The sequence below is a fragment of the Methanothermobacter wolfeii genome, from assembly GCF_025397995.1.
GTDB classification, from domain to species: Archaea; Methanobacteriota; Methanobacteria; order Methanobacteriales; family Methanothermobacteraceae; genus Methanothermobacter; species Methanothermobacter wolfei.
In genome coordinates this window covers 412,993-426,722 of sequence record NZ_CP104550.1, presented here as the reverse complement: position 1 = coordinate 426,722, position 13,730 = coordinate 412,993, and the positions used below count along the sequence as shown (strand labels likewise).

Below are 13,730 nucleotides of genomic sequence, written 5' to 3'. Positions count from 1 at the left end.
CTTTACCTCCTTACATCATTTCCTATGGGTTCATCAATCTGAGTTAGCATGTTAAATATTGAAAGAGTAGCCATAACGGCCTCTTCAGTCCTTACAGTCTCCGTGCACTGTCCTGGAATGGTGTTGACATTTATGTCTGCCCTGACCTCTGGTAATCCCCTGTAAGGACCGCCAAACAGGATGGTCACTTTCCGCGCCCCATCCATCTTTGACTTTACTTCATTAAGAATAGAAGTAATGGGCGAAGCATACCTGGATGTTGCGATCACAACATCCGCGTCTACTGTTTTAAGGCTTTTTGCGATATCCCTGCGGGTATCCAGTACCTCATATCCCCAGTAGGTGTCCTCTGGTTCATCTGGCTCTATCTGTATTTCCTTACCCATCCTGGTGATCCGGAAACTCATTACCCTGTTTACGCTGAGTTTTTCTCTGCACAGTGCAAGTTTATCTGCGCCGATATCCACAAGAGTTCCTTTTTTTACCCTTTTAACTGTGAGACCCTGTCTGTACTCTCCCGTAACCGGCTTTCCAGTTGGGTGATGAGGAGTTCTCAGAGGTGGGAGTATCCCCACATGTTTCAACTCCTTCATTATCGGGAAAACCTTCCTTCGAAGGTATTGAGGTGTATCCATATAAGATAGGATATCCCTAATAAACCTTGCCTCTCCATCTGCACCATCGCGATAGATCACAATGCGCTTAACCCCGAATATTGAAGCGGCCCTTGCAATAAGACCCACCTTGTAGGTCTTAAGTTTAAGATCCTTTGTTTCCGCTGTCAGTGAATCCGGGATGAATATGGACAAATCTAATTCATTCATTTATTAATCTTTGTCCCGATCTTTTATAAATATTTTCATAATGCAGACTGGGCAAGTAAAGCCACAGACCACATCATATACTCCTGTATACAATGCGAGCGGATTCACCGCAAATTTGCAATAGGTACTAAAAATTGTACGGTGGGGGTATTTAAAGTTTCCGTTATCATGTCACATGCGGATGGAAGGGAGCAGACATCTCCACGGCAGGGAACCATCCGTGACCGTAGAGGGTTCATGGTGTGTAAAGAGGGAGTTATGGAATCATATAGGATGATATGGTTTATCCACATTTTCTAGGAGTTATGGAATCATATACGATGATATGGTCCAAATAAGAGGGAAGCCCCCATGATGATCTAATATCTTATGAAATCATATACTCTCAATCCTGAGAACAACCACATTAACAGTGGAAACTTCCTCCCTGTGGAAGCTGTAGGTCCTCGGTATCGGGAACCTGAGGGGCATCCTGTGGGTGACCCTGCCTCCAAGCTTCTCATAGTATCGGCATACAAAGTCCTCTGCCCCTGCCATGTGAAATGAGTATATCACCCTGCCAAGGGACAGCGCAGTCTCCATGAAGACCCTGTCAGCACCCCTCTCAGCCCTCTCCTGGGAACCGAAGGGAGGGTTCTGAATTACGGTATCTGCCGGTTCAATGCCCGGAATGTCCTGGCCCATAGACCGGATGTCCGCAGCGATGAAGGTCATGTTCTCAAGTCCAAGATCATCTGCCATTGCCCGGGCCACTTTCAGGGCCTCCTCATCAATATCAACACAGTAAACATGTTCTGCACCCAGAAGGGCCGCTCCGATCCCCAGCATCCCTGTACCGCAGCCAAGGTCAATCAGGCGCCTCTTCTCAATATCCCCCATGCTCCTTGCCGACCACAGAACCTCAGCGGCGATGGGGGCTGGAGTCAGGTACTGTTCAAGTTCAGGATCGGGTCCAGGATGTGGGGGGATTTTTTCAAGAAGCATCTCAAGGTGTCTTTTCCTCTTTATCATACAGTCACCATCTCCAATAAGACCATATCATACAACAAAGCAGATCAACCCCCTCCAGGCATAGAACCCCCGTATATATAATATAATAACTGGCTTTACAGTTAAAAAGAGGTAGCTCCATATATACTTGTATGATATCCAACTACAGGATGCGGTCACATGTTCAGTAAAATCCTTGTTGCAAACCGTGGTGAGATAGCGATAAGAGTTATGCGTGCATGCAGAGAGCTGGGAGTCAAGAGTGTGGCGGTCTACTCAGAGGCAGATAAGAACGCCCTCTTCACCAGATATGCTGATGAGGCCTATGAAATAGGAAAACCCGCCCCCTCCCAGAGTTACCTCCGTGTGGACAGGATCATTGAGGTTGCTGAAAAAAGCGGTGCAGAGGCAATACACCCCGGTTACGGTTTCCTTGCAGAGAACCCCTCCCTGGGTGAGGAATGTGAAAAACATGGCATCAAACTCATAGGGCCAAGGAGTTCAGTTATAGAGGCTATGGGTGATAAGATAACCTCAAAGAAGCTCATGGAAAAGGCCGGGGTTCCGGTGATCCCCGGGACAGAGAAGGGTGTTGACAGCCCCGACGATGCTGCCAGGATAGCTGATTCCATCGGCTACCCGGTCATCATAAAGGCCTCTGCCGGTGGAGGGGGTATAGGTATGAGGGCCGTCTATGAGGAGGACGAACTTGTAAGGGCCTTTAAGTCCACAAGATCAGTTGCTGAATCCGCCTTCGGAGACCCCACCATCTACATAGAAAAGTACCTTGAAAAACCAAGGCACATCGAATTCCAGGTAATGGCAGATGAATCAGGTAAAGTTATACACCTGGCGGACAGGGAGTGCTCAATACAGAGGAGGCACCAGAAACTCATAGAGGAGGCACCATCACCCATCATGACCCCTGAACTGAGGGAGAGGATGGGTTCAGCAGCTGTCAGGGCAGCTGAATACATCGGGTATGAGAATGCTGGAACCGTTGAGTTCCTCTACTCAAAGGGGGACTTCTATTTCCTGGAGATGAACACAAGGATACAGGTGGAGCACCCCATAACCGAGGTGATAACCGGTGTTGATCTTGTTAAGGAACAGATAAAGGTTGCTGCCGGTGAGGAGCTGGAGTTCTCACAGGAGGATGTGAGTATAAGGGGCCATGCCATTGAATGCAGGATAAACGCAGAGAACCCCCTTGCAGACTTCGCCCCGAATCCTGGTAAGATCACGGGTTACAGGTCCCCCGGGGGTATAGGTGTCAGGGTTGACAGTGGGGTTTACATGAACTATGAGATACCCCCATTCTATGACTCCATGATATCAAAACTCATAGTCTGGGGCATGACCCGTGATGAGGCAATAAACAGGATGAAAAGGGCCCTCAGCGAGTACATAATCCTGGGGGTTAAGACAACCATACCATTCCATAAGGCGATAATGAGGAATGAAGCCTTCAGAAGGGGGGAACTCCACACCCACTTCGTCGATGAGCACCGGAGAGGAATAGACGCTGAGATGGAAAAAATCGTTAAGGAGGATCAGGAGATGGTTGAACGCCTCCAGTCAACATTCCTGCCATCAAAGAAGGTGGCTGCCATATCCGCAGCCATAGGAACATACATGCATGCCCGGAGGGGGTGATGTTATGGGAGATTATGATCCATGCAGCGTTAAGGCAAAAACGAGTTACATAGGTCATAGAATTGAATGCTTTGATGAGGTTGACTCCACAAACAACGTGGCGAAGCGCCTGGCTGAGGAGGGTGCCTCTGAGGGCACGGTTGTAATTGCAAAGACCCAGTCCCGTGGTCGTGGCAGGAGGGGGAAACCCTGGATATCACCAGAGGGCGGTATCTGGATGTCAATCATCCTGAGGCCTGAGGTACATCCATCAAGGGCCCTCCTCCTCACCCTTGTAACCGGAGTTGCAGTTGCAAGGACCCTGCAGGATGAATGTGGCCTTGAAGTTGGTATAAAATGGCCCAATGACATCCTTATAGGGGACAAAAAGGTCTGCGGAATACTTACAGAGGCCCATGTCCGTTTCAACACCCTGGAATATGTTGTTGTGGGCATCGGTATAGATACCAATGTGGATGTGAAGGCATTCCCTGATGACCTCAGGGAAGGGGCGACTTCACTTAAAAATGAGCTCAAAAGGGACATAGAATCCGGTGCATTGATAGAAAAGTTCCTTGAAAACTTTGAGGATGTCTATAACTCATTTAAAGATGGTGAAATTGATGAGATTCTATCCGAATGGAGGAAACTGTCCAAAACCATCGGCAGTAGAGTTGAAATAAGAAAACAGCTCGGTGAGATTGTATATGGTGAGGCTGTTGGTATAAACAGTGAGGGGGCCCTTATCCTTGAACTCGATGATGGTACCCTGAGGAAGATAATATCAGGGGAGTGCATACACCACTGATAAACAATTACTTCTATTTTTTAAGAGGCAGAGCTGCCCATTAAATCTAATTAAGTAAATTACAGCCTAATAAATACCTCCGGAATCTTGCAGCACGCCTTAATAAAATCTAATTCTAAATTAGGCATTTAATCAGTTAAAACGAAATTTTGAGGACCTTATGCTGTTTCTATGATGGCGGGCTTTCCAGACGCCCCCTGTACTTTGAAGGGCCTTCCAGTTATCCTCTCGGCCAGGAATATGTTGGTCTCTGCGTGAAGGGTTAATTCATATGTCCCCACCCTTGAAGATCCGGCCATTGCAATGTAGGGTACTATCTGATCACCCATGTACCTGTCAAGGGGGCTTCCAGCTTCAATAAACCCCAGGAGCTCCTTTGCGGCTTCTGATCCTACCAGCTCAGCCCTTTTACCCGGCCTCCCAAGTGATGTTGCGCCAAGTCTCGTGTTACCCCCCGCCCAGAGGGTTATCCCCGAGCCCCTGCCCAGGGGACAGTCGGCTTCCTCTACAGCTATATCAACATCAAGACCCGTCTTCCTTAAAACCCTGAGGGCTTCATCTGCCTGTCTTTCAGCCACATGGAGCGGCAGGTTTCCTGCGTGGGAGATACCGGCTATGAAGTCAATTTCTGCATCCTCAAGGATGATGGGTTTTAGTTCTGACGGTTCTATAGTTGCCCTCACCCTTCCGCCGCCGCGGGGATAGTAGCCCCTCTGAATGAGTTCCAGCCTGGCACAGTAACCCATCTTCTCCAGTAGTGGCAGGGTTACCTCTGAAAGGTAATCGATTGTGGGGGCCCAGAGAACATCGGTACCCCCTGATACCGTGACATCAAGTCTGCCATCAGCTGCCGCCCCTGCAATCAGGATGGCCTGGAGTACCAGGCCCGTGCTTCCTGCTGTTTTAACGTCGAAGGTGAAGTTCCCGCCGCCTATGGTTCCCGGTGAAAATTCAAGTTCCTGGGATCCGAGTTCATCCCCCCTAAGGGTTCCATCACTGATTTCTGCAATGGCCCTTACAGCTGTAAGGTGCTGATGTGAAAGGCCTTTACGGGGCCTTCTGGCCCTTATACTGTGTATCCGTATCCTCCTGGAGGTTACCGCTGCAAGTGCCACCGATACCCTTACAACGGCACCCCCTCCCTCACCGTAGGATCCATCAATAACTATCAGATAAGATACCTCCCAATTAAGCTACCAGGAGATGGAAAATCAGCCGAATATGGTTCTCCTCATTGCCGAAGCATCATCGATGATCCCTGCAAGCTTCCTCATTGAATCAGTGAGCGCAGACTTTATGGCCTCTGCTCCAAGTCTTCCTGCATCCGCGGCTGCAAGGTCCAGCCTGATGGTCATTGATGCCCCCGGCATTCCAGCCGCAGGTATTGTGATTATCCCATGGTCCTCAAGGAGTATCATTGCAAGGGCCGCGGAGAGATCCTCACCGCTCCATGTTGAGCCGTATCTCCTCCTTAGGGACTCTGTTCTGATCATGATACCTGTCGGTGTCTCCTCAATGTCAGGGTCATCCATCATCTCAAGGAGCTCCCCTTTCCTTTCAAGGGCTTCAAGGATATCTGAAGGATCAAAATCCTCAAGGGCCCTTACCATTGCAGCTATAAGGGGGGGCTGCGCCTCAAGTCCAAACTGATACGCCTTTGACTTCACCCTGTCAATGAGGTCAGCCCTGCCTGCCATCAATCCTCCCCGCGGACCATGCATGAGTTTATCCGTGCTTGTAACTGCAAGGTCAGCGCCCAGGTCGCAGGCCCTCCTCTGATTAAATATAACCGTCCTCAGCCTGGCTCCCGATGCATCGTCCACGAGGACAGGAATGCCTGCATCACCGGCCCTCCCTATGATGTCCTTGAGAAGTGATTCTGAGATGACCCGGTGGTCCATTGTGGAGCCTGTTACAACAACAAGGCTGGTGTCTTCAGGGAAGGGTTCTCTGAAATCATCGGTTTCATGGTACCTTACAGATGCAAGCTCGGCGCTCAGAGGGACCGATGGATGGGATGGCATCTCAGGGAGATAGTGTATCAGCGCTGAACCTGGCTCTGTGATTGCAAGTACGGCTGCAAGTATTGCGCTGCTTGTCCTGTTGAATGCAGCAACCTTCTCCCCTCCAAGGTGCCTTACACCCGCCTCCTGGAGTCTTTCCTCGAAGACTGCCGGCCCCACATAGGTTTCAAGGAGGGCCATGTCATCCTCATCAAGGGAGAATCCGCCTGAGAGCCCTGTAAGGTCATAGATGCCGCTGCGGCCATGATCACCTATACGTTTCCTTATTATTTCAAGGGCGTGTTCCCTGCGTTTAACCTCATCCATGATGTCTTCAGTAAGCATCCCTTCACCTTTTAAAGTTCACACACAGCAGTTCCAGTATATGTCCATCTGTTCCTAATGTTCCTCAGATGGCCGGGGTCTTTTTGCCCTGCTGTTCTCTGATTTCAGGATTATTGCATGGTCTGCAGAATTCTGAAGTGCAGCGCTGAATCCTGGTTCAGCCCCTATAACAAGGGTGTTCTTGCCATTTTCCTTTGCCTTGTTGATTATGGGGAGGAAATCAGCATCACGGGTCATGAGGGCTATTATATCAATATTAGGGTTGTAAATCAATTCCATGGCTTCAACAGCCATGTAAACATCGGTATCTCCTGCAACAACAATAGGTGTAAAGCCCTGGTTAACGATTGCCTCTATAAGTTTATCAGAGGCGTACTGGTTTAAAAGAACCTTTCCAACCCGCATGTTTCCGTATTCAGATAATATTTTCCTTACAAGGTCAAGGTTGAGGCTGAACTCCTTCCTCAGCATGTTAGGTCCATCAACAAGGAGGCCTATGTTTTTCTCCCCGCCCTCCTTCTTCTTTATAGGGATGTATTCCTTAAGGAAAGTCAGTTTCTCAAAACTTCGCATGGTATTGAATCCTCCACTAAAAAAATTCAGTCATGATAATTATCGAACTCATTATAAATAAAGTTAAGTAATAGGGGAAGGAAGGCGCCAGTTACTCTATTTCAAGGGACAGCTCATCCTCAAAGAGATCCTTCACAAGCATGAGGGAATCTTCATCCAGCTGTTTAACCGCAGCATCACCGCCCTCATTGTAGTAGTACTCGGCATTAACTATTTTACCCTCATCATTGAGGTAGAGGAAAAGACCATCATAGTATTTATCAGGATTGGCTGATGGAAGAAATATTTCAATCCTCACAAGGATCTCTGAACCGCATATGCTGTTATAGAAGTTTTCTCTTTCTTCATCATTCTTCAAAAGTTTTTTAAAATGATTTATCCTCTTTTTAAGTTCCCTTTCAATCTTTTTATCAGACATTATATCACTCGCAGAGTTAATCCCAAGAATGAGTTGTTTTTACCCTTAATTTGATTTCTCATATATAATTTTTGCATGCCTTGGAGGCATCAGATAAACCATCAGGGATGTATCGTTCCATGCCCTGATGAAGACCGCTGGGAGGATTTCAAAGACCTGAAAAGAAATGGGGCGACCATCCACTGCCTCATCCGCCATTTAATATGTATCGGATGCTCCCATCAGGACAGTGCCTCAGGATATCAGTTCCAGGGGGTTGTCCCTGCACATCCTGATAATATCCTCATCCCTGAACCCCTCCATCCTCATGAGGTGTATGAATTGCTTCAGACCATCCATGGGTGATGGGTTGTGTCTCTGTCCAAAGTCAGTGGCTAGGATGCACCTCTCCGGTCCAACATACCTCACGGCTTCAGTAATCCTCCGGAAGTCGAGTCCATCATGCCGTGGCATGCAGGCGACAAGGCAGTGCTCAAGGTAGGCCCTTCCTGACATCTCCTTCTGCTCCTCAAGGCTGGCTCCAACCACTCCGGTGAGGGGATGATTGACTATAACCTTCCTGATACGGTACTCTGCTGCAATGTCAAGTACATGGAATATCTCATCCGGTTTGAGGTGTCCTGTCCCCAGGACCATGTCATGTTCCCCTATTATTCCCATTATCTCATGGAGGTCCCCTGTCACGTTTCCGGCTGAAACCGTTGGGAGCCAGACAAACCTGCCCCCCATCCGGGCCGCTGCCCTTACCGCATCAGGGTTCAGTCCCCCCACAGAATCATTGAGGGTGACACCGCCAAGAACCCTCATACCGGTTGCCTCCGATGCCAGCCTGGCCCTTCCTGCAGTTGACTCAACATGGCTCTTGATCACAACAGCCTCCATGCCCTCCCTGAGGGCTGCCGATGCAAGCTCAAGGTCATTCAGAAGCCTCTCCCTTACATCGGGGGCTGTGTGGATGTGGGTGTCCACAAGGCCATCCAGTTTAATATGGAAAGAAGATTCGAAATCAAACATGGATCCACGTCCCGAACAGTGCACATGATGGTTAAGACTTCAGTGAAGGATTTTTGATGGTTCTTGGCTTCCTAAAGTATCTTCTGGACTTCAAGATCAGGTTCGCTGACTGTATCACTGTAAAGGCTCCTCCCCCTTGAGTCCATTGCAACCACCAGGGGTCCAAAGTCCTCCACCTCAAGTTCCCATATGGCCTCGGGGACTCCCAGGTCAAGCCAGTGAACAGCCTCTATCCCCTTAACCGCGGCACCGTAAAGGGCTGCGCATCCACCAACCGCTGCAAGGTAGACGGCCCCGTGCTTCATGAGGGCCCTTCTTGTATCTTCATCCATCCCCCCCTTACCTATAACCGCCTTCACACCCATCCCTATAACCTCCGCCTGGAATGGGTTCATCCTGCTGCTTGTGGTTGGACCCACAACAACCATCCTGGCAGGGGGCTTCTCTATGGTCCCTTCAGGGTTTTCTATTTCACCCTCAAACCTTATGATGGGGCCCGCATGGAATATCACGGATCCCTCAATATCGAAGGGCGCACCCCTCTCGATTATCCTTTTATGGGCTCTGTCACGTGCTGTGAATATCTTTCCTGTGATGTAAACAACATCCCCTGCTTTGAGTTGGGCTGTCTCATCTGCAAGTGGTGTTTCAAGTTTAAGCTCCATGAGAAACATCTCCATAACGTATAAATGATCCTGAATAAATTAATAGTGAGCATCTCTAATTAAATTTTCCAGGATACCCAGAATCATGATAGAGGTAGAACATGTCAAGTATGAAGAATGTTACGGATCTCTCAAAGTACATCATGACACTCCCTGAAACCAGGGTGTCGCTCCTCTCAATGATTTTTATAAGTTTCATTGTTGGTTCCCTTGGTTTTCTCATTGACCTTGTGCCCGGGACCAGCGCCCTCCATGACATACTCTATGGTGGTGCCAACGGTGTCCTTGTGCTGGGCTTCAGTTCAATAATGGCCGGTGCCATCACACAGCCCTGGGTGAACTCCCTTGGCGGCAGAAGGATGAAGATGAAGCAGTCCATGTTCCTTGCATTCTTCTCAATGATGATATTCTCCCTAATCTATCTTGCAGGGTGCATCATTTCATCCCTGGTGAAGAGTGACCTCATACTTGACTCAATAATACTTGGCTCCGCGGTTATATTCGCATTCCGCCTCCTGGTCATCTGGGGCACATCAAACATAAGCTTCATGAATTCAACCCTGGTGTCCTCGGTTCAGCCGTTACTCATCGTAAGCATGAACATAGTTGTGGCCTTTCTCAGTTTAACCACGAATATTGGCTACTTCAGTGTCATCGGATTCCTGCTGAAGATAATCATAGCCTCGGCGATACTCATCCTTGCAATCTACTCCTTTGTAATGGTTGTAGAGTCCCCCATGAGGAGGAACCTGGGGGTTGGTTCGCTGGAATTCCTGAGCCTCTTCCTCTCACATATAACCGAGGACTCACCGGAACTTGAGGGAATCTTCACTGAGATAGGTGAACCCGTGGACACCCTTGCAGGTGTTGTGTCCTTTAAAACAGCTTCGGGATTAAAGGCCCTCCTCATAAGCCCCTCGGTGCACCCTGGACCCATCGGGACCATCGGCGGGGCTAACATGCCAACCATCCTTGGAGAGAGGTTCGGTGTATTCACCATGGTTGCCCATGGACCCTCAACCCATGACTTCAACCCTGTATCTTCAAGGGAACTGGTGAAGGTTGAAAATGCCGTTAAAGGCGCCCTTAAAGACATGGAGTATACTGATGAGGTGAGTGAGTTCAGGCGTTCGGTGAAGAACCATGCCACCGTGGGTTTCCAGTTCTTTGGAGAGGACCTTCTGCTCCTTGCAACCATGGCCCCAGAGGGTTTTGATGATATAGAATTCGGGGTGGGGCTTTCAATGATGAACCTTGCAAGGAGCCGGTGCGGGTCACGGAACGTGGTTATGATTGACTGCCATAACTCCTTCAGGGGCGAATCAGGCCGCATACTCCCTGGGAACCCAGAGGTCTTTGACTTCCTTGACGCTGTTGAGTCAATTGAATGCCCACCCGAAAGGTACTCTCTGAGGGTGGGGTGCGCCCACAGGCCAATGGATGGGCTTTCAAAGGAGGATGGTGTTGGCAGGAGCGGTGTCAAGGTCCTGGTGGTTGAAGCGGGTCCGCAGAGAACCGCCTACGTGCTCCTTGACTCCAACAATATGGTGATGGGGTTTCGTGATGAGATCATATCCGCGGTGAAGGGGCTTGGAGTCAGTGATGTGGAGGTTATGACAACTGACACCCACTTTGTGAACACGCTGGCAGGTGGCCACAACCCTGTTGGTAGGAGAAAAAGGGAGGAGATTATAGGGGAGATATCCCTTGCTGTTGAGGAGGCCCTGGATGACCTTGAGGATGCCATGGCAGGTTGCAGGGTTGTCAGGATAAACGGCCTGAACACTCTTGGCCCTACAAATTCAACAGAGCTTGTCTCGACCATAAGCTCAATAGTCGCGGTGAGCCGGGTGATAGCTCCACTGATATTCGTACTTGCCATCATATTTGTCCTCGTATGGATCTTCTACTGGGCATGAATCTGATCAGCAGCAAGCCTTCTGAAAACCTGAAAAAAGATTTTTTCCTGTCCTGAAATAAGCATACAGGATTGGGTGGAATAAAAAACTAAGTTATGGTCACCGAGGTTATCAGCACAGACTTACTGCAGGAAAAAAATAAAAAAGACTAAGTTATGGTCACCGAGGTTATCAGCATGGCCCATACGACAAACCATATAAAGAGAAATGGGACTATGCCACTCCAGAGCCACCCCTTGAATCCTCCGGCTTCCTCCTTTCCAATTATTCTCTCAGCAATGTTTCCTGTGATCAGAAGGATCACAAGACCTAAAAATGTTCCCATCGCCTGATTTTCGCCTAAGGTAGGTATTGAACCGTTTGAAACATAAAATGAAGCCACAGCCGCGATTATACCTGCAGGAACGTGAATTGCAGTCATCTTAGCATCAGCATCCATATTGAAACCTCCATGGTTTAATCTGCCCCGATAATTCATCATAAACTGAGGACAGCACAAGATATTAATTAGCCATTTGTACCATATTATATTTAAGCTTATAAATTGCTGATTCTAGGAGAGGTGTTGGAAATGAAGACAATGTCAAACGTTGATGTATTCGCGGTCACCAATGAACTCAATGAGCTCCTCACCGGCGCCAGGGTCGATAAGGCCTACCAGCCCCTTAAGGATACGGTGATAGTCAGGTTCCATGTACCAGGGGAGGGAAGGGTTGATATTGTTATGCAGGCAGGTGTAAGGATTCACAGGACGCGCTACCCCCCGGAGAACCCCCGGACCCCGCCATCATTTCCAATGCTCCTCCGGAAATACCTCAAGGGAGGTATAGTAAGGTCCGTCAGGCAGCATGGATTTGACAGGATAGTTGAGATAAAGGTTGAAAGGGACCAGGAGTACACCCTGGTTGTTGAACTATTCTCAAAGGGAAACATCATACTCCTCAACCAAGAGGGTGAAATAATCCTCCCCCTTAAAAGGAAAACCTGGAGTGACAGGAGGATAGCCTCCCATGAAAAATACGCCTACCCCCCATCAAGGGGCTTGAACCCCCTGAAATATGAACTCCATGAGCTCACAGAGATCCTGAAAAATTCAGATACTGACCTTATAAGAACCCTTGCAAGGAGCGGCTTCGGGGGTCTCTATGCCGAGGAGATAGTGCTGAGAACAGGCCTCGATAAGGAGACTCCAGCCAGTGACCTGTCCTCCGAGGATATTCAAAGGATCCATGAAGCAATAAGGGAAACATTCAGTCCACTTGAAAGCCTGGACCTCAAACCCCACATCATCAAAGACGGGGAAGAAGACGTGCTCCCCATTGAACTCAGAATATACAAAAAAAGGCCAAGGGAATACTTTGAAAGTTTTAATGATGCTGCAGATGAATTCTTCAGCTCAGTATTCAGGGAGGAGATAAAAAGGATCCATGAAGAGCGGTGGGCAAAGGAGGTTGGCAGATTTGAAAAGAGGCTCAGAATACAGAAAGAAACCCTTGAAAAGTTCAGGAAAACAATTGAAACATCAACAAGGAAGGGGGAACTCATCTACGCCAATTATCAGAGGATCCAGGAGATACTGGACAGCATAAGGGATGCCCGTGAAAGGTACTCATGGAAGGAAATAAGGAAGATAATAGCCGACGCCCGGAAAAGGGGGCTCCCTGAGGCCCAAGATATAATTGAAATTGACCCCATGGGGAGGATAACCCTTGAGATTGAGGGTGAAAGGATACAGATTGACTCAAAACTTAGCATCCCCGAAAATGCAGAGGTCTACTATGAAAAGGCAAAGAAGGCCCGGAAAAAGATAGAAGGGGTCCTGATGGCCATAGAAAGGACAGAAAAGGAAATAGAGAAGATCACCAGACGGAAGGACGAGGCGCTGAGGAACATTACGGTCCCAAGGAAGAGGGTTAAAAGGGAAATGAAGTGGTTTGAAAAGTTCAGATGGTTCCTCTCCTCAGACGGTTTCCTTGTCCTAGGAGGCCGGGACGCCGGGACCAACGAGATTGTTGTTAAGAGACACATGGAACCCAGGGACATATACCTCCACTCTGACATACATGGAGCGCCATCTGTCATCATCAAGAGCCAGGGAAAGGAGATCCCCGAGACAACCATACAGGAGGCTGCGGTATTCGCTGCATCATTCTCAAGTGCATGGACCCGCGGATTCAGTTCCCTTGACGTCTACTGGGTCCATCCTGAGCAGGTGTCAAAGACACCAAAATCCGGGGAATTCGTTGCCAGGGGAGCCTTCATAATACGCGGTTCAAGGAATTATATAAGGGGCGTCCCCCTCAAGATAGCCGTCGGCATCGTGGACTATGATGGAGAAAGACTCATGAGCGGTCCCCAGTCAGCGGTTGAGAAGAGAACAGATAACTACGTGGTTATAAAGCCAGGTTATACAAAGAAAGAAGCCCTTGCAAGGGAGATAAAGTCAAGAATTGATAAAGAAAACATTTTAACCCTAGAGGACTTTATAAGGGTCCTTCCGCCGGGTAAAGGGGATATAGTTCAGTGATGTCCCTCA

General features: G+C 48.7%; 13 protein-coding genes. 4 read left to right on the top strand and 9 right to left on the bottom strand.

Annotation, left to right across the window (positions count from 1 at the left end; translation table 11 throughout):
- Window positions 1-2: 2 nt before the first annotated feature.
- Together N5910_RS02335 and N5910_RS02330 are read right to left on the bottom strand one after the other, a co-directional pair.
- Window positions 3-824 (bottom strand): putative RNA uridine N3 methyltransferase, encoded by an 822-nt coding sequence (locus N5910_RS02335; protein WP_261599723.1) that lies wholly within the window; start codon window positions 822-824, stop codon window positions 3-5.
- Window positions 825-1,199: 375 nt separating this feature from the next.
- The gene (locus N5910_RS02330; RefSeq protein ID WP_074358562.1) at window positions 1,200-1,835 is read right to left on the bottom strand and encodes an METTL5 family protein; all 636 of its coding nucleotides are present in this window, start codon (window positions 1,833-1,835) and stop codon (window positions 1,200-1,202) included.
- Between the two features lie 159 nt (window positions 1,836-1,994).
- On the opposite strand from N5910_RS02330, the gene N5910_RS02325 reads away from it, so the two are divergent.
- Both N5910_RS02325 and N5910_RS02320 read left to right on the top strand, forming a co-directional pair.
- Window positions 1,995-3,470: an acetyl-CoA carboxylase biotin carboxylase subunit gene (locus N5910_RS02325; protein WP_261599722.1), complete on the top strand. Its 1,476-nt coding sequence runs from the start codon at window positions 1,995-1,997 to the stop codon at window positions 3,468-3,470.
- A gap of 4 nt (window positions 3,471-3,474) precedes the next feature.
- The gene (locus N5910_RS02320; RefSeq protein ID WP_074359709.1) at window positions 3,475-4,257 is read left to right on the top strand and encodes a biotin--[acetyl-CoA-carboxylase] ligase; all 783 of its coding nucleotides are present in this window, start codon (window positions 3,475-3,477) and stop codon (window positions 4,255-4,257) included.
- 158 nt (window positions 4,258-4,415) lie between these two features.
- Here N5910_RS02320 and rtcA read toward each other — a convergent pair whose 3' ends face one another.
- The 6 genes from rtcA to N5910_RS02290 all read right to left on the bottom strand — a co-directional run bounded on the left by rtcA (window position 4,416) and on the right by N5910_RS02290 (window position 9,275).
- Window positions 4,416-5,372, bottom strand: coding sequence for an RNA 3'-terminal phosphate cyclase (gene rtcA, locus N5910_RS02315; protein WP_315901943.1), 957 nt, complete (start codon window positions 5,370-5,372; stop codon window positions 4,416-4,418).
- Between the two features lie 96 nt (window positions 5,373-5,468).
- On the bottom strand, window positions 5,469-6,605 hold the full coding sequence (locus N5910_RS02310) for a TIGR03576 family pyridoxal phosphate-dependent enzyme (protein WP_074358559.1): 1,137 nt from the start codon (window positions 6,603-6,605) through the stop codon (window positions 5,469-5,471).
- Window positions 6,606-6,659: 54 nt separating this feature from the next.
- Window positions 6,660-7,178 carry a TIGR00288 family NYN domain-containing protein gene (locus N5910_RS02305; RefSeq protein WP_261599721.1) on the bottom strand — a complete coding sequence of 173 codons (519 nt, stop codon included), beginning with the start codon at window positions 7,176-7,178 and terminating at the stop codon, window positions 6,660-6,662.
- A gap of 91 nt (window positions 7,179-7,269) precedes the next feature.
- Complete coding sequence (locus N5910_RS02300) at window positions 7,270-7,596, bottom strand: hypothetical protein (RefSeq protein WP_191216388.1); 327 nt, start codon at window positions 7,594-7,596, stop codon at window positions 7,270-7,272.
- Window positions 7,597-7,830: 234 nt separating this feature from the next.
- On the bottom strand, window positions 7,831-8,610 hold the full coding sequence (locus N5910_RS02295; protein ID WP_074358557.1) for a DUF6282 family protein: 780 nt from the start codon (window positions 8,608-8,610) through the stop codon (window positions 7,831-7,833).
- Window positions 8,611-8,681: 71 nt separating this feature from the next.
- On the bottom strand, window positions 8,682-9,275 hold the full coding sequence (locus tag N5910_RS02290; protein ID WP_074358556.1) for a FumA C-terminus/TtdB family hydratase beta subunit: 594 nt from the start codon (window positions 9,273-9,275) through the stop codon (window positions 8,682-8,684).
- A gap of 110 nt (window positions 9,276-9,385) precedes the next feature.
- Here N5910_RS02290 and N5910_RS02285 point away from each other — a divergent pair, with 110 nt between their 5' ends.
- Window positions 9,386-11,194 (top strand): DUF2070 family protein, encoded by a 1,809-nt coding sequence (locus tag N5910_RS02285; RefSeq protein WP_315901942.1) that lies wholly within the window; start codon window positions 9,386-9,388, stop codon window positions 11,192-11,194.
- Window positions 11,195-11,342: 148 nt separating this feature from the next.
- On the opposite strand, the gene N5910_RS02280 is transcribed toward N5910_RS02285, so the two are convergent.
- Complete coding sequence (locus tag N5910_RS02280) at window positions 11,343-11,633, bottom strand: EMC6-like membrane protein (RefSeq protein WP_074358554.1); 291 nt, start codon at window positions 11,631-11,633, stop codon at window positions 11,343-11,345.
- A gap of 132 nt (window positions 11,634-11,765) precedes the next feature.
- Here N5910_RS02280 and rqcH point away from each other — a divergent pair, with 132 nt between their 5' ends.
- Complete coding sequence (gene rqcH / locus N5910_RS02275; RefSeq protein WP_191216386.1) at window positions 11,766-13,721, top strand: ribosome rescue protein RqcH; 1,956 nt, start codon at window positions 11,766-11,768, stop codon at window positions 13,719-13,721.
- Window positions 13,722-13,730: the final 9 nt, after the last annotated feature.